Source organism: Methylomonas sp. Kb3 (assembly GCF_002834115.1).
Lineage (GTDB): Bacteria > Pseudomonadota > Gammaproteobacteria > Methylococcales > Methylomonadaceae > Methylomonas > Methylomonas defluvii.
Map to the genome: position 1 here is coordinate 41,472 of NZ_PIZT01000002.1, position 17,416 is coordinate 58,887.

12 protein-coding genes are annotated in these 17,416 nt (G+C 52.7%); 2 read left to right on the plus strand and 10 right to left on the minus strand.

The genetic code is table 11. The features are described 5' to 3' along the window. The first annotated feature begins 40 nt into the window (after positions 1 to 40). Complete coding sequence (locus CWO84_RS01090; protein WP_101051524.1) at positions 41 to 766, plus strand: PEP-CTERM sorting domain-containing protein; 726 nt, start codon at positions 41 to 43, stop codon at positions 764 to 766. Positions 767 to 949: 183 nt separating this feature from the next. Here CWO84_RS01090 and purM read toward each other — a convergent pair whose 3' ends face one another. Continuing rightward, entirely contained in the window at positions 950 to 1,993 is a 1,044-nt protein-coding gene (gene purM / locus CWO84_RS01095; protein ID WP_101051525.1) for a phosphoribosylformylglycinamidine cyclo-ligase, read from the minus strand. A 96-nt stretch (positions 1,994 to 2,089) separates the two neighbouring features. Between purM and CWO84_RS01100 the strand changes: the two genes are divergently transcribed. Next, the gene (locus tag CWO84_RS01100) at positions 2,090 to 2,905 is read left to right on the plus strand and encodes a DUF2066 domain-containing protein (protein WP_225893054.1); all 816 of its coding nucleotides are present in this window, start codon (positions 2,090 to 2,092) and stop codon (positions 2,903 to 2,905) included. On the opposite strand, the gene CWO84_RS01105 is transcribed toward CWO84_RS01100, so the two are convergent. From CWO84_RS01105 to putA, 9 genes are all read right to left on the minus strand, one after another. Next, positions 2,891 to 3,391, minus strand: coding sequence for a hypothetical protein (locus CWO84_RS01105; RefSeq protein WP_101051526.1), 501 nt, complete (start codon positions 3,389 to 3,391; stop codon positions 2,891 to 2,893). The genes CWO84_RS01100 and CWO84_RS01105 overlap by 15 nt on opposite strands. A gap of 19 nt (positions 3,392 to 3,410) precedes the next feature. Further along, positions 3,411 to 4,778, minus strand: a complete 1,368-nt coding sequence (locus tag CWO84_RS01110) for a hypothetical protein (protein WP_101051527.1) — start codon at positions 4,776 to 4,778, stop codon at positions 3,411 to 3,413. 171 nt (positions 4,779 to 4,949) lie between these two features. Then, entirely contained in the window at positions 4,950 to 6,371 is a 1,422-nt protein-coding gene (ntrC, locus tag CWO84_RS01115; protein WP_101051528.1) for a nitrogen regulation protein NR(I), read from the minus strand. Further along, complete coding sequence (gene glnL / locus CWO84_RS01120; RefSeq protein WP_033157300.1) at positions 6,358 to 7,413, minus strand: nitrogen regulation protein NR(II); 1,056 nt, start codon at positions 7,411 to 7,413, stop codon at positions 6,358 to 6,360. Before glnL ends, ntrC begins: the two co-directional genes overlap by 14 nt. Positions 7,414 to 7,974: 561 nt before the next feature. Then, positions 7,975 to 8,751, minus strand: coding sequence for an exodeoxyribonuclease III (locus CWO84_RS01125; protein ID WP_101051529.1), 777 nt, complete (start codon positions 8,749 to 8,751; stop codon positions 7,975 to 7,977). A 122-nt stretch (positions 8,752 to 8,873) separates the two neighbouring features. Next, positions 8,874 to 9,866, minus strand: coding sequence for an alpha/beta hydrolase (locus CWO84_RS01130; protein ID WP_165786249.1), 993 nt, complete (start codon positions 9,864 to 9,866; stop codon positions 8,874 to 8,876). Positions 9,867 to 10,069: 203 nt separating this feature from the next. After that, positions 10,070 to 10,864, minus strand: a complete 795-nt coding sequence (locus CWO84_RS01135) for a ParB/RepB/Spo0J family partition protein (protein ID WP_101051531.1) — start codon at positions 10,862 to 10,864, stop codon at positions 10,070 to 10,072. Between the two features lie 165 nt (positions 10,865 to 11,029). After that, positions 11,030 to 14,095 (minus strand): hypothetical protein, encoded by a 3,066-nt coding sequence (locus tag CWO84_RS01140; RefSeq protein WP_101051532.1) that lies wholly within the window; start codon positions 14,093 to 14,095, stop codon positions 11,030 to 11,032. A gap of 176 nt (positions 14,096 to 14,271) precedes the next feature. Then, a complete protein-coding gene (gene putA / locus CWO84_RS01145; RefSeq protein WP_101051533.1) occupies positions 14,272 to 17,352 on the minus strand; it encodes a bifunctional proline dehydrogenase/L-glutamate gamma-semialdehyde dehydrogenase PutA in 3,081 nt (1,026 codons plus the stop codon). Positions 17,353 to 17,416: the final 64 nt, after the last annotated feature.

The window sequence follows — 17,416 nt, forward strand, 5'->3', positions numbered from 1 at the left end:
AAATGTCTTCTTGACCACCAATAATTAAGAGAATCCAAACATGAACAAAAAAATGATGATGGCTAGCGCGCTAGTGGTTCTATCTGTAAGCGCCGGCGCGGAAGCGGCTGTAATTACACAATGGAATTTCAACTCGAATCCTGCTGATTCTGCCACCGGTACCGGCACAGGCGCCCCTAGCATCGGTAGCGGCTCGGTTTCGCTGGTAGGAGGCACCACAGCAACTTTTGCTAGCGGCGATGCGAGTGGCGGTTCATCCGACCCGGCGATAGGCGATGATAGTGGTTGGAATACCACCAGTTATGCGGCTCAAGGTGCCGGCAATAAAACCCGCGGTACGCGGTATCTGGTTAGCACTGTGGGTTTCAATAACATTCAGGTTAGTTACGACTTACGCCACAGCAATACGTCTTCTAAATATGAGCAAGTGCAATACACTACGGACGGTAGTACCTGGACTGATTTTGCCTTGTTTAGCGGCGCAGCAGGCGATACTTGGTTCAACGGCCGTTCAGTCGATTTCAGCAGTATCGCCGGGGTAGCCAACAATGCTAATTTTGGCTTTCGTGTCTTAGCGGCATTCGCGCCTTCAACAAGCGCATACGCGGCATCTTCTCCAACCGGTACTTATGGTTCTACCGGCACCTGGCGTTTTGATATGGTAACGGTATCAGGCACTGCGGTAGTAGCCGTACCAGTCCCTGGCGCAGTTTGGTTGTTCGGTTCCGCATTGTTAGGTTTTTTGGGCGTTCGCCGCAAAGCTTAATCACCGTAGTTCAAGATATTGGCAATTTCTTTAGGAATGGCGACATGAGGTGGCTTGCTTCAAAGCAGCTGGCAACTCACTGATCAGGAAATGACCTTCTTGGTGTTGAATTGATCGCAGATGAAACGGGAGAGTTTTTAACGCCATGCCTGTGGATTCAGACATGGCGGAGGATTTTCAGACTCAGGAGTAGATTACGTGTGGTTTGCCGTCGCCGAGGACTATGTCGCCGATGCTGAAGGCGGTTTCGCCTTGCTGTGCCAATATTTCCAGCGTAGCGGCTTCGTCTTCTGCCGCGACGCAGACTATCATGCCGATACCGCAATTAAAGGTAACCAGCATGTCGGCTAATTCGACATTGCCTTGTTCTTGCAGCCAGGCAAAAATCTCCGGCAATTGCCAGGCGGATAGCTGAATGCTGGCGTTCAAACCGTTGGGCAATACGCGCGGCAGGTTTTCGGTGATCCCGCCGCCGGTGATATGGGCCATTGCGTGTACCGGCACAGTTTTCAGTAGTTCCAGCAGGGGCTTGACGTAAATACGGGTTGGAGTCAGCAGGGTTTCGCCTAGTGGTTTGCCGTTGACATTGTCGGACCAAGCCAGACCACTACGGGCGACGATTTTGCGAATCAAGGAATAGCCGTTGGAATGCGGGCCGGACGAGGCCAGGGCGATCAGTTTGTCGCCGGCTTTGACTTGGCTGCCGTCGATGATGCGATCTTTTTCGACGATGCCGACGCAAAAGCCTGCCAAGTCGTAATCGCCATCAGAATACATGCCGGGCATTTCCGCCGTTTCACCGCCAACCAAAGCCGCGCCGGATTGCTCGCAGCCTTTGCCTATGCCTTCGATGACGTTGGCGGCGGTATCGACTTCCAGTTTGCCGGTGGCGAAATAATCCAGGAAAAACAGCGGTTCAGCGCCCTGGACGATGATGTCGTTCACACACATGGCCACCAGATCGATGCCGACGCTGTTGTGGATGTTTAAATCCAGCGCCAATTTCAATTTGGTGCCGACGCCGTCGGTGCCGGAGACCAACACCGGCTGTTTATAACGATCCAGCGGTAATTCGAACAGCGAACCGAAGCCGCCTAAACCGGCCATGACGCCCGCATTACGGGTTTTGGCCGCGATGGGTTTGATGCGCTCGACCAAAGCGTTGCCGGCTTCAATATCGACGCCCGCGCTTTTATAATTCAGGCGGTCTTGTTGTTGTTCGCTCAATGTCAGTCTCTCGTTAAAGTTAAGGTTGAAACGGGCGATATTGTACTATAGTTCCCATTAATGCACTGTCAGGGTAGGCTTGTGGTCAAAGTTTTTATGAAGGGTAAATCGGGGTTTTTCAGCCTTTGTATGTGGGGATTGTTGTGCAATTGCCCAATAGCGGAGGCTGTCGAAGTAAAAGGTTTGTATGAGATTGAACTGATCGCCAACAGCCAATCCGCGGAGGATAGGACGCAAGCAATCAAGCAGGCCATGTATGCCGTTTTGAGTCGGGTCTTGGTGTCTGAGGATATTTCCAAAATTCCGGTAGTGCAGCAGGCGTTGTCCAGTGCGCAGAACTATGTCAAGCAATCGCAATTTTCCTTGATTTCCGCCGATGAACTGCCTGACACCGACGCGCGCTTGCTTAGAGTGCAGTTTGATGAAGATCAACTGATGGAAGTCATGCGCAAAAGCCAAGTGGGTATCTGGAGTGAAATTCGGCCGGAAACCCTGGTGTGGCTGGTTGTCGATGACGAAGAGGGTAGACGGTTTTACAACGCTGACAGCATGCCGGAGTTGGAAAGTGCATTGGCGTTTGCGTCCAAAATTAAGGGCGTGCCGATGATATTTCCGATGCTGGATTTGGAAGAACAGCAAAAAATTTCGCTAAGCGAAGTGCTGGGAGCTGATTCCCGCAATTTGTTGGCAGTATCTGCTCGCTACGAAGTGACCTCCGTGATGGCGGGTCGCATCGCCAAAAAAGGCGATTGCTGGCAGGGCGAATGGGCGTTTTATTTCGATGGCAAGATCAAGCAATGGAGCGGGGCTTGTTTACCTTTGAAAGCGGCAGCGGTTGCGGGCGTGCAAGGCGCCTATGATGTGCTGTCGAATTATTACGGCGTTAAACCGGAGTCCTCAGCCGCCCACTAAGCTGTAGATGCCGTAGGCCCCGCCGTAAGTGGTTAGAAAATAGAATAAAGACACCACCAAACTGGCCGGAGTATTAACCTGCAATACGTCTTTAAATATCCGCGCAATAATCGCCATGTCCCACATCAAAAACAACGCCAAGGTTGCATAGCTGGGCGTATCTTCGGCTACGGTCACCCAAAATACGATAGGAATCAGAAAGATCGCGACGACATTTTCACAAAACAAAATAGCCGACGCGACTTGTATGAAGGTGTTAAAAGTTCTATTCAGCAGTAAAACCAGCGCGATAAAGCCCAGCGTTAGCAAGGTCTCCAGCAGCACTTCGAAGGCCGAATCAATGTCGTCCGACATGTTGAATTGAATAAAAAACACCGCGATAAAATAAAAAATCGCATTGTTTTTAAAAAAGCGCGTCGATCTGGGCAGATTCAATACTGAGACATTGAACCAGCACAGCGGGAAATAATGTCTGAAAATTTCCATCACGACGCACGCTACTTAATCAGTTTTCCTCTGAGTCGGCATAAGAATATGCGTCGTATTGGCTGCGATATTCCGGTTGCTGACCGTGGCTGAACTGGTCGTTCAATGCTTGTACCAGATCTTTGGTTTGTTCTATGAGACCGTTCAGTTTTTTGCGGTTTTTCTTGTTTTTACCGACTGGGTCGGTGATGGGCATTAAAATTCGCCAGAAACTCAGGCTTTTTTCAAACAAACCCGCCAAATCTTCACTGAGGTTCAATTGTTTCTGCCGCTTGTGCAAGTGTTTGATCAGAAATTTGGCGTGTACGCGGCTGACGATTATATGTAGCGGTGTCAATAAGGCAATCAGTGCAGCGAGGATGGCCGGGCCGATAATCGGGTCGATCAGTAGTTCGAGTATCCCCACCGCAATTTCCGCAAATAACATCAGCATTACGATAAAGCCCAGCACAATGAGGGTGGAGGCGTTGCATCTGTCCTTCCAGGTGGTTAACGCTTCTTCCACTTCCGAAAAAATGGTGTCGTCGATGGCGCGGATGCTGTTTTCCAGGGTGCCGAGTATGCGGTACGAGCGGTCATTATAAATGTTGTTGAAGCGCTGATCGAACAGCGAAGTATCGCCCGATTGCGATAACACAATAAATTGGCCGGTGTGGATGCCCAGTTCGGCCAGGCGGCGTTGCCAGGATGCGGCGATTTCCTGGCTTTTCAGCGCATCGATAGTTATTTCCGAATGGTCGATCACGAAAATGAATTTATTGGCATCCTGGTGAGCAACGATCTCTGCCAGGGTGTCCTTGATCAAATCGGCATCGGCCTCGAACAAGTCGTTAAATACCAATACCAAATCGGAGATGCCTATCACGTATTTTCGCAACAGGCCGGAGACTGGATTTTCCGCGGCGGGATTGAATACCGGGGTGTCAATCAACAGCTTGTTTTTTAATTTGCCGCTATTGACGGTGACCAGTTCCAGATAGCCGTTCAGTTTGCTGCCTTCGCCGTTGGCGACCAAATCGATTTGACGGCTGATTTGATAGAAAGGTAAACGGTGGTCGGCGTCCAGTGCGGTGCCGGGTAGCGTCGCGGTATTGGTTTGTGGCGTATATTGCAGTACGGTGAATTTATGGCGGGCGGTGTGTAGTTGCACGCCCAGGTAACGATTAACAAAGTCTGATTTGGCGGGCGAGTAACCGCCCAGCGTACTGACGATGGGCCACCAACTGGTTTTGCGTGCGGTGGTCTCGTCGTTATCGATCAACCCCAGTTCAAACTCGATTTCATCCAGGTCCTGGAATATCTTGGCGGTTTTTTGCAAAACCGGATCGTTCGCCGCGAACTGCCGTTCAAGATTGCTCAGGTGTTTACTTACCGTTTTATCCGCCATTAGATATGAACCTTCTCTGCTTGTTATTGAGGTTAATCAGACGGCGGGAGTATACACCGATGGCATTTAAACGGATAAAAAAACCTGCCGGTTTTTGCCGGTCAAAATGCCCCGGCAAACGGCTGTCGCAAATACCAAGCTGCGCCGGAAATGGCGGCTTTCCCGCCGCGCTTATTCTCTAATATCCAGCTCCTTGATTTTGCGGGTCAAGGTATTACGACCATAGCCCAACAATAGTGCTGCTTCGTGTTTGCGGCCATGCGTATGATTCAACGCGGCCTCGATCAACAGGGTTTCCAAGGTGGGGATAGCCTGTTTGGCGATGTCCACTTTGCCGGTTGTTAATTGTTGCTTGACCCAGTTTTTGAACTGGCTTTCCCAATCTCCCGGTGTCGTTTCGCCGGATGCGGAATCGCCGCTATTGTGGGTTAGTTCCGGCGGTAAATCTTCCAGATGAATTTCCCGGCCCGAGGCCATCACCGTCAGCCAGCGGCAGATATTCTCCAATTGCCGCACGTTGCCGGGCCACCTTAAGCCGCTTAAAAATGCCTCTGTTTCCGGTTTTAACAGTTTGATTTCGGTATTCAGTTCCTTCGCGCTTTGATACAGATAATGCCGCATCAATAATCCTATATCTTGCCGGCGCTCGCGTAAGGGCGGGATATGAATCCGAATAACGTTCAGGCGGTGAAACAAATCTTCGCGAAACCGGCCTTGTGCCACCAAGGCTTCCAGATCCTGGTGGGTCGCGGCAATGATACGCACGTTGACTCGCACTGAGGTATGCGCGCCCACCGGATAAAACTCGTTGTCTGCCAGCACCCGCAGCAAGCGGGTTTGTAATTCGGCGGGCATGTCGCCGATTTCGTCCAGAAACAGCGTGCCGTTATTGGCTTGCTCAAACCGACCGATGCGCCGGGCTTGGGCGCCGGTAAATGCACCTTTTTCGTGGCCGAACAGTTCCGATTCCATCAAATCTTTGGGGATGGCCGCCATATTCAAGGCAATAAACGGCTGGTCGGCGCGCGGACTATGGCGATGCAGGGCTTTGGCGACCAGTTCTTTGCCGGTACCCGATTCGCCATTAATCAACACGGTGATGTGCGAGCGGGCCAGACGGCCTATTGCCCGAAACACTTCCTGCATGGCCGGCGCTTCACCGATGATCTCCGGGGTTTCCTCGACGGTAGGCGGTGCTTGCACAAGGTCGCTTTGCCGCTGTTTGCTGTGCGCGCAGGCGCGTTGTACGGTTTCGACCACTTCGGTGACATCAAAGGGTTTGGGCAGGTATTCGAAGGCGCCGCCGTGAAATGCCGACACCGCGCTTTCCAGATCGGAATGCGCGGTCATCACGATCACCGGTAAATCCGGATAACTGTTTTGAATGTTCCGCAGCAATTCGAAGCCGTCCATGCCCGGCATGCGAATATCCGTGATCAGCACTTGCGGTAGGCCGCCGGGGAGCGATTTTAGCAATTCGTTGGCGCTGGCGAAGCTTTGGGTATGCACGCCGGCTTTTTGCAAGGCTTTTTCAAGTACCCAGCGGATGGATTTGTCATCATCGACAATCCAGACCTTGTCAGGTATTTGCATGATTCGTCTCCAAAGGTAGGTAGATGGAAAATACGGTATTGCCCGGCTCGCTTTCGCATTCAATCAAGCCGTTATGCTGGTTGATCAAAGATTGAGCAATCGACAGGCCAAGTCCGGTACCCTCGGCGCGGCCGGTGATCATCGGATAAAAAATCTGCCCCATCAGCTCGGGTTTGATGCCCGGGCCGTTATCGATAATGTCGATTTTCACGGTCAGCTTGTAGCGTTTGCGGCCTATAGTCATATGCCGCTGCACCCGGGTTTTTATCGTAATCACGCCATGGTTTTGCACGGCTTGTACGGCGTTGCGGACGATATTGAGTATGGCCTGGATCAGCTGGTTTTTGTCGGCGAAAATCTCCGGGATGCTCGGATCGTAATTGGTCTGCAGCATAATGCCGTGGGCGGCCTCCACCGTAACCAGGTGCCGGACCCGTTCCAATACCTCGTGAATATTGAGCTGGCTTTTATGCGCGGGTTTGTTGGGGCCGAGCATTTTGTCCATCAGATCCTGCAAGCGGTCCGATTCGGCGATAATAATTTGCGTATATTCCTTTAATTCAGGATCTTGCAATTCCAGGTCCAACAATTGTGCTGCGCCGCGCAAACCACCTAGCGGGTTCTTGATTTCATGCGCCAGGCCGCGCACCAGCATGCGGCTGGTGTTTTGCTGGGCCAGCAATTGTTCTTCTTTGGTGATCCGCAAATGCCGGTCTACCTGTTGCAGTTCGATCAGGATTTCGCTTAATTTCCCATCCTCGAGCAAGGGCGTGGCGCTGAGGTTAACCGTAATCGATTGGCTGAGCCGTTCTAGGATTAATTCTCTATCGACCAGCGGCTCGAGCAAATACAAGCGCGGTAATAAATCGTTAAATAGCGTGTTGTGCGCGGTTTTGAACAGTTTGTGCGCCGTTTGGCCGAGCAAATGCTTGGCGCTGTCGGCAAGCAGCATTTCGCCGGCGGGATTGATATAGGTCAGGCGCAAGTCCTTGTCGAACAGCAGGATTGCTTCGTTTAAATGATCCAGTATCTTTTTGTGCACGGGTTAATTTAAGTGTTAAGAGTTGTAGTGAATAAGCAATTTGTACGCCAAGCGTAAAGTTGCCTTATTGCTTCATTTGTCTGATAAAAAACGGCTCTAATGCACAATATTAGTGCGTTCGCCCAGTTTGGTGGTTCATGTTAGTGCAAAGGTGGGTGCGGAGTGGGATTTTTATCGCTATCCCGGCTTTAAGCCTTATGCTTAGGAATACGATCAATATCGATTAAGGCGGCTAAAATGTTTGGGGACCTTATCAGCAGCTCGGATACGCGGCTATGCGGCATATGATTGCACAATATTGGTGCATTAAAAGTTGAGTTGAATCAAGCGACGTTCCGGGGTGATAGTGATCCATTCAAGCTGTTTGCATCGTGTATCCTGATCGCTGTTCCAGCATAGATGAAGGCGTTATGGGTTGAAGGGCTAGTGAATAAACCGGTAGGTGATCTCTGGCAATGGCACACTTTGATCTGAATTGGTGCGCCTTTCGGCATCGGTAACCAGGCTGGTGCGTCAGTCGAACAGCTGCTTCGCTAATTCGGTGCGTTTGTCGATTGGCGGCTAGTCTGCGTAATCAACGATCAATGGCGCATGGTCGCTGAAGCGTTGCTCTTTAAAAATGCTGGTTGACTGTGCACGATTGGCTATACCCGGCGTGGCGACTTGGTAATCGATTCGCCAACCGACATTTTTGGCCCAAGCCTGGCCACGATTGCTCCACCACGTGTAGCAGGCGTCGGTAGCGTCGGGATGTAGTCTGCGATAAACATCTACCCAGCCCAGCTCATCATATATTTGGGTCATCCAGGACCGTTCCGCCGGTAAAAAACCGGAGTTTTTCTGGTTGCCGCGCCAGTTTTTCAAATCGGCTTCCTTATGGGCGATATTCCAGTCGCCGCAAATGACCACTTCCCGGCCGCTGGCTTTGAGGTCGGCAAGATGCGGATAGAAGCGTTCCATCACGCTGTATTTGACGGTTTGTCTCTCTTCGCTACTGGAGCCGGAAGGCAGATACAGGGAAATGACCGATAGATTGCCGACTTGCACTTCCAGATAGCGGCCTTCGCTATCGATGTCCGCATGGCCCAAGCCCTCAATGACGTTATCGGCCGGCTGTTTGCTGTAGATACCGACGCCGCTGTAGCCTTTCTTTTCGGCATAATGAAAATAGCCGTGCAGGCCTTTCGGTGTCAGCATCTCGGCTGTCATATCGCCGGCCTGGGCTTTGAGTTCCTGTAGGCAGACGAAGTCTGGATTTTGGGTGTCTAACCAGTCGTAAAAACCTTTTCTGGTTGCCGAGCGAATGCCGTTTAGATTGGCGGAGATGATGCGGAGCATGGACTTTGGTTGGGGAATAGGTTAATAAACTGCGTCGCAGTTTAACAGTTTCGATGCCATCGCCCCAAAGCGCTTACGGCCGCTTGGCCGACACTCCGCGCACGTCTGTCGGGAATGAGGCTTTAGCCCTTACTCAACAATTGCCGGGCTCGGCTATCAGCGCCGGAAGGCAGTTGGTTTGGGCCGGATTTGATCCAGGCCACGATGTCCTGCCAGGCGGTAGGGGCTTGTAGATCCCGGAGTAGCATGTGGTAACCATTTTGGTAAATAGCCACGGTTTTTTCCGCGGTATCGGTAGTCAGCATTTGTTGCAGGAAAGCGTAGGTGGGTTCCTTGGGGATGACTTCGTCTTTCTCGCCGTACAGCATTAGCGTATGCGCCCGCAACGAGCCGGCGCTGTCGAACGCCGTATCCATCAAGTTAGTTAAGCCGTAGACCGTTTCTACGCGGGTGGCCTTGATCACCATCGGATCGCGGCCCATCGCCCGCAACATATCGATATTATCCGACGGTAAAATTTCCAGTCCGCTGCCGGTCAAGGTCAGCCAGGGCATGCTGTGCGCCAGTGTCCACAGTAAGCTGGTTTGATACCAAGGCATGGTCGATCTGGCCCATAGCGCCGGCGCGGCCAGGATGATGCCGGCGACGTCCGGCATGTTTTCCTGCTGCATGGCGGTGATCACAATCGCACCGCCCATGCTTTCGCCCAGCAGGTAAATCGGTTTGTCTGGGTAGCGCTGTTTCAGCAGTCGGGTTAATTGTTTTAAATCCTGCGCGTATGCGTCACTGCCGGCCCACAACCCGCGTTGCGGCGCCGCGCCGAAACCGCGTTGGTCGTAAGCAAAACAAGCGATGCCGAGTTTGCTGAAATAGTGGCCAGGCGCATCGAAAAAGTGGCTGTAATCGTTAAAACCGTGCAGCGCGATGATCACTGCATTGGGTTCTGCCTCGGGCAGCCACCGCCGTAGCGGCAGACTTGCACCGTCTTCGGTTAGGAAAGCATTGTCGCCTAACTGCGCGGTATTGGTTCTGGCGCCGGGTGGATAGCTCATTGGCATGCAGCCGTTCAGCGACAGCAGCACTAATAAGCCGACCAGTTTGCCTGCGTGTGGCATGCGTTGTCGATAGGTTCTGCGAGCGTTCACTATTTTCAAAACAAGATTGTTCATCGCTAACACATTATTTCAGTATTGAATTTCCCAAAATATCCCCGAGTGTGATGCGCAAAACGGGGCATTGTTCCGGTCAAACTTATCTTAGCTGAAGTGGATGCCCAATTTTATGACAATTCAGGAATGGCTAGTTTCCTGTTATCGAACTATTCATCGTCCCACAACACGGGAAATGCTTTACGCACCCGCTCGATGGCCTCTTGATCGACGTTTTTACCGCGCAAGGTCAATACCAAGGCATAAATATCCTGGGTGCTGACCTTAAACGTGCGTTTGGGATCGGTTTTTACGGAGCTGGACAAACGCTTGATTGTGGTGTGAAAGGGCAGGGGTTTGGCGACTGCTTGCACGGGCCGCGACAGCTCACTTTCGATGATCTGTTTTTCGTTGCCGGGCGGTGCGTTTAAGGCTTTGCGCAAGATGTCGCGCGCCCTGGTCCAGGACAGCTCGCCGCCGGCCAGTTTTTCGCGCATCGTCTCCGTAGTCAGCGGCGCGTAGCGAATGATGTCGTCGATCCAACTGACGCTTTTGTCGAAGAATTCGGCGATGCACTCCCTGGACCAGTTGGCATTGTTCAAGTAAATCACCGTTTGAAAATAATCGGTGATGCAGGTATCGACGCGGTCGGAATTCAGCTTCAGATTCAGTGCCTTGATTTCATCCGGATCGCCGGTGACGATTCTGACATCCACTCTGTCGAAATAGCCGGGATTGGCGCGGCGGATACCTTGAATGGCTTCCATGCGATGAAAGCCGCCGACCAGATAGTATTCGCGATTGTTACGTTCCCATACCACCAGTGGCTCAAACAGGCCGTTGACCAGAATATCTTTTTCTAGATGACTGACCTTGGCCCGATCCAATTCCCGGTGGTTGGTCAGGGTGTGGTGAAATTCAATTTGGTCGATGGGAAGATATTCATAGCGTTTGGTGGCTAGCATATTCGATTCTCCGAGAAAGCGGGGTCCGCCTCGGGGTGTGTCGGCCTGGTGCCTATTCCCTTGTCCGGGCAGATAAGCAGTCACCATCGCATTTTTTCTAACGAAATTCAATCGTTTGGCATTGGCGATACGCGGCTCCTGCGGACGGTGGACGGCTTTGCGAGGCTAACCGAGTACTTTCATCATGATGGATAAGTAGTCTGTATAACCGATGGCGGCGGCCATGATAATTAGCAGCATGCCCTGAAAAATCGGGCGCTGCACAAACGGTTTATAGGTACCTTCGGCGTAGCGTTCCGCCAACTCGGAGAGGCTGGTCAGTTTACCGGCGAGGGATGAATCTTTCACGTTGCCATGATTGGCTATCGATAATCGGCGCAGGTTTTTCATGGCGTTTTGCTCGGTTTCATCCGCTAACGCTTTCAGGCGGAAGTCGCAATAGAACAAGTATGCGATGCAAAAGCCGATCACGATCAGCAGACCGGGCGGCGTATGCCAGTTATCGAAATAACTCATGCGCGCCAAAACCATCAGAGCGGCGGCGAATAGCGGATACGAGATCAGGCGGCTTGTCTGTTGCGTCATATCGCCGACCAAACGTATCGTCACCCAGTCCTGAAGGTACGCTGCATCGATATTCAATGTGTCGCTGTATTCCTTCGTCATGGACGCCGGCCAAGGCGCCGCGCGCGGAATGGTGCGGATAAACTGGATGATCGCTTGCGCTGCCTCGGTGACGCTGATCATCAAAAACAGGAATGCCGGCACCAAGATCGCCTTCAGCAGGATTAAATCGAGGTAATAGACGAAAGGGCCGCGATAAGGCGTAAAAGGCACGCCCAAGGACAAAATCACCACAAACGATAAGATCCACGCTAAAAATGTCAAAATGCTGATTCGCCTAACATGCATATTTCGTTTCAGTCGCCTGTCCAAATATCTATCATGCGCGTAACAGCGATTGTCGGCGGATACGCCGAACTTACCGCTGAAGTTCAGCTGTTCCCAAAGCAATAGCGGAAACTTGGCGGTTTCGATAACCCAATACACTGTGACAACCAGTGCGGCGAAGCGGATTGCCTCCGTCGACCACATGCTTACGCCTTCGATTAAGGCCAATGGTTCGGTTTGTAGGGTATTGAGCACGAAAGCCGCCAGTCCGCAGCCAATCGCGAAAGCGGTTAGCAACCAGACTCTTTGTCGGCGCAGCACGGCGGCTTTCACCGGGAGTTTGGCGGCAGTCGCGATTTTGATTTTGCGCCGAAAATACAGCCCTAGCCCGATCAATACGAATGCGCCGATTAAAATTTTCAATGTCAGGCGCGGAAATCTTGAAAATGGTTGCGCGGCTGCCGAATCCGGTGTCGAGGCGGTGTCGCTGAGATCGCCTCCGGATTGTATCAGGGTCTCCATAGGCCCTAAGGCATCACATTTTTGCCGGTCGGTTTTGCCGGTGTCCGTGTCGAGAGGGAAAGCTTTGCTACGGCCGATTTCATGCAAGGCGGGTTGATTGAATACCTCGCTGTCCAGCAATTGTTGGCGCTTGGTCGTATCGCACGCGGTTGCTGCGCCAGTCGCTTCGGAGGGCTCATGGTTGGAATCCCACAAGGCCATTTGCGCGGCTAAAAAATATGCAGTTTGATAGCTGTCGCGGAACGGCGGGATACGAGTTTGTAATGCCGGTGGTAATTGCAAACCGAAACTCGAGACAACAATCAGGTTACGAGCCCACTCGTTTTGCTCCGGGTGTAGAAGTCGGGCATCCATCACGTTTGTGAAATACCAAACATCCGGAAATTTGGCATGCAGCGCTTGCAGCACCAGTAGTTTGTCGTAGACATCGCTGCCGAGGATGCCGATGGCACCTATGGCTTGGTCGTGGTCTTCCAGTTCCTGTTCCAGTTCTTCAACCCTATCGGTTAACCGGCGCATGTAATCAAACTGACTGTCGCCGTCGGCATGCTCCATGGCTTTGGAAGCCTCGGCGGCACTGTTGGTATCATTGTTGCCGGATTTGTTGCCGGTGCTGGTACTACTTTGGCCGCGCAGGGTTTTGCCGTCCAAGCCTCGGAAATAGGTGTATTGGTGTACGTATTTTTGCAAGTAATTCGCGCAACCCGCTGTTGAAATCATGGGGTCGCGGCATGCGCCAAACGAGTGTTTTCCGTTCATGGCGGTTTCGACTAACGCATCGGCAAATGTGGTGCCAATATGGTAGGCGTACAGTGATTCGGTTTCGGAGATCAATACCACGTGTTTAGTGGGCTTAGCCAGCTCGGCTTGGTCGCCGATCCGTACGCCGCGGAGTTCCAGTTCCTGGCTCAGCGCGCCCGCCAGCTGGCTGTCGGTCGCCGTGGTGCGGAGGAACGACAGGTGATTTTTGAAGTGCTCGGCCAAGTTGCTCGGTTGATGGGCCGTTGCCGCTTGGTTGCCGTACATTAATTTACCTTCATCGACCGTTGCTCGGGGCGAATACATTCGAAACAACGGCGCGTCCTTGGGCTTGCCGACTTTCAGTGCCTCGCTCGCCATGGCTTGCAGATCGTCCGAAGTTGCCGGTCCCAGTACGTTGAGCTCTAGCTTGTTGTTTTTCTCGTAAAGTTTGCGCAAATTTTTGAAAAGATCTTTTAGCGGCTCATAGCCGAAGGCTTTGCTGTCAAGGTATAGCAGCAAAATAGGCGGATGTTTCTCCGCTTCCGGACTCCGGGCCATCGGTTGGGCTTTCCAAACCAAATGTTCGAATGCGATCAAGGTACTCGATTTGTTCAGCAGGTAATTGACGTAACCGATATGCTCCTCGTCGCTTGGGCCGTACTCTTGTTTGGAATTGCCGATTAACCCTGATAATACCGCGTAGCGGATACGGCGCCGGGTTTCCACGTCTTCTTGATAATGACCATTGGGCATTAGTGTGGCGATGACGATTTGCCGCCCGTCGGGAATGTCTTCCAAGTGGGACTGAAGGGTTTTTATCAATTCCTTCTGGTCTTTATATTGCTGATACCCCTGACTATTCACATTTTGGTTGGCGATGGCTTCGAATGGATCTTGCCACAAACGCGCGTCTATGTCGGACTTAAAGCCGGCTTGTTGCAATTGCGATAAGGACGCTTTATTGGGTCTGGAATCGTTGAAGGGGCTTTGGCCTACGAACAGGCTGCCGCCCAAAATGATCAATAGCACGCTTAATAAGTTAGGCGAGATCGCTGTGGATTTGTTTTCTTTAGACATAAGCGCCAATCTCTGATTGCGATGGAGAGTAGTGGGGCATACCCGGTTGTGCAACTAGACTAACACTAGAGGTTTTCGGCTTCAAAGGCAGAAACTAACAACGTTTTTTGTAAAATTGCACTATCGAGCAGGGCGCGGATTTCAAATTTCGCGAACCCAGACCATGAAATCCATGTTTATTTTCGCAACAACCAAGGATTGCCGCCGATAGCGGTGAGGTTGGTGGTCAGGGTTTGTTCGTTGGCAAAGCGTTGCAAGTAATGGGGGCCGCCGGCTTTCGGGCCGGTGCCGGACAGGCCCATGCCGCCGAACGGCTGCACACCCACCACCGCGCCTATCATGTTGCGGTTGATGTAAATGTTGCCGACCCGCGCGTGCTCTTGGATGTAACGCATATTGGCGTTGATGCGGCTGTGAATGCCCAGTGTCAAGCCGTAGCCGCTGGCATTGATGGCCTCGACCACTTTTGCCAGCTCGTTGGCTGGGTAACGGACTATATGCAGGATGGGGCCGAACACTTCGTGGTCAAGGAAGGATAGGGCAGGTATTTCCGCTAACGTCGGTGGAAAAAAACAGCCGTTTGTTAGATCGTCGGTCAAGGGCAGTTGATATAACAGCTTGGCGTCGTGTTCAAGCTTCTCGATGTGCTGTTGCAGGGCGGCTAACGCGCGTTGATCGATAATAGGGCCGACGTCGGTGGCAATATCCAGCGGCGAACCGACCCGCAGCACACGCATCGCGCCGATCAAGCGCGCAATGACGCTGTCGGCGATGTCGTCCGGTAGAAACAATACCCGCAATGCCGAGCAGCGTTGGCCCGCGCTGTTAAATGCTGATTGCAAGGCGTCCGTCACCAGCTGTTCCTGGTGCGCGGAGCTGTCGGCGATCATCGCGTTTTGCCCGCCGGTTTCGGCAATAAGCGTGGCGATGGCGCCGTTACGACTCGCCAGTTGCCGGTTGATATTCAGGGCGGTGGCGACGGAGCCGGTAAACGCCACGCCGGCGACGCGCTCGTCGCTCAGCAAATGACGGCCAATCTCGGCGCTCTCGCCCGGCAAAAACTGCAGTACCTGTTCCGGGACGCCGGCGCTATGTAACAGGCGCAAACAGGCCGTGGCCGTTAATGATGTTTGTAGCGCCGGTTTCGCGATTACCGTATTGCCGGCCACCAACGCGGCGGCGATTTGGCCGATGAAAATCGCAATCGGAAAATTCCACGGACTGATGCAGACAAACACGCCGCGCCCGACACTAAATAATTGATTGTCTTCACCGGTTGGACCCGGTAAGCGCAGTGGCTGAGCAAATTGTTCGACCGCGCAGGCCGCGTAATACCGGCATAGATCGACAGCTTCCCGCACTTCCGCCAGCGCGTCGCGCACGGTTCGGCCACCTTCGCGAATGCACAGCGCCACCAATTTCAGGCGCTGCTGCTCCAATAAATCTGCCGCTTTTAGCAGATACCCGGTGCGGGTTGCGACCGGGCATAAACGCCAGTCATCGAACGCGCGTGTGGCTTGTTGCAAGGCTTGTTCTATATCATTTGCGGAACTGAACACCACTTCGCCAACCAGGCTGAGCTGGTCGTGCGGACTATAAACCGGATGCGGTTCGCCATGCATTTGTTGACCAGCAATCAATGGTGCGGCTTGCCAAGTCTGGTCCGACATAGCAGCCAATTCATTTTGCAACTGCTGTAATTTCTCGGGATCGCTTAAATTCAGCCCCTGCGAGTTCTTGCGTTGCGCGCCGAATAAGTCAGTGGGAACAGTAAGAGGGTTAGTCTCGACTTCGTTTAACTGGTTCAAAGGATCGCCGGACAGCATGGCAGAGCTAATCGCCGGATTTTCGATTTGATTGATAAACGAGGTATTCGCACCGTTCTCCAGCAAGCGTCTGACCAAATAAGGCAACAAATCCCGGTAGCTGCCGACCGGCGCATAGACGCGGCAATTGATCGGGCGTTGATTGAGCAATTCATCATACAAAGCGCTCCCCATGCCATGCAGTCGCTGGAACTCAAACCCCGGATGCTCTTTGCCAAACTCGCAAATCGCCGCGACGCTGTGGGCATTATGCGTGGCAAATTGCGGATAAAAAGCTTGAGGCTTGGACAGTATCAGCCGAGCGCAAGTCAGATAAGACAAGTCGGTGGCAGGCTTTCGGGTGAACACCGGGTAGTCGTCCCAGCCGTTTTCCTGGGCGCGTTTGATCTCGCTATCCCAGTACGCGCCTTTTACCAAGCGAATGGGAATGATGCGCTTCTGGGATTCGGCCAATGCCGCCAGCCAATCGATCACCGCCAACGCGCGTTTTTGATAAGCTTGCACTGCCAGACCGAAGCCCGGCCAAGCGGCCAGCGCCGGATCGTCAAATACCGCCGCGAAAATATCCAAAGACATATCCAGCCGTTCGGCTTCTTCCGCGTCGACAGTCACGGAAATATTCGCCGCGCGGGCCAGCTTAACCAAAGCTAACAGTTTGTCGCTGATGGCCGGCACCGCATAACGCTGCTGTAATGGCTCATAACGCGGATATAACGCCGACAGCTTGATGGAAATGCCGGGGTTGGTAAATAAATCGGCTGTTGCTGATTCGGCCAGCGTTTCAATGGCATGCCGATAGGCCGCGCAATAGCGTTCCGCATCGTCTTGGGTTAAGGCCGCTTCGCCGAGCATATCGAAAGAATAGTGATAGGCCGGATTGCGGTCGGATTGTTTGATAGCCGCGTTTATGTTTTCGGCGATGACGAAATGTTCGGCCATTTGCTGCATGGCTTGCTTGATCGCTGCGCGGATCAGCGGCTCGCCCAGCCGGCTTAATAATCCATCGAAAACCCGCTGCCGAACCAGTTCTTCCATTTTGCCGCTGATCCATAAACCGCCACTAGCCAGATTGACTGCTACCGACTCGCTGTGCAACCAGTGGCTATACCAGTCGGCATCGGCGAGTTTATCGCGCAAGAACAGGTTTTGCGTGTCGCTATCCGGAATCCGCAGCAGCGCTTCGGCGATGCTCATCAAGACGATGCCTTCATCGCTGCTCAGGCTGTATTCGTGCAAGAAGGCTTCGAAAATGCCCGGCTGTTTATGCTTGGCGCGTACCGCTTCTATTAATGCCTGCGTAGAGGCGCCGATGGCCTGGCTATCGTAATCTCCCAACCTGGCGATTAGGCCGGAGATGGCTCGCGGCTCTGCTTGGGTAAATGCTTGATTGATGCGCCGGCGCAGTTCGGCTAAACGGTTGGCGTTGCTCATGGCTATCACCTGTTGGACTGACAGCCATAAGCATACCGCTATCCGGAAAAACCGGCTGGCTTGT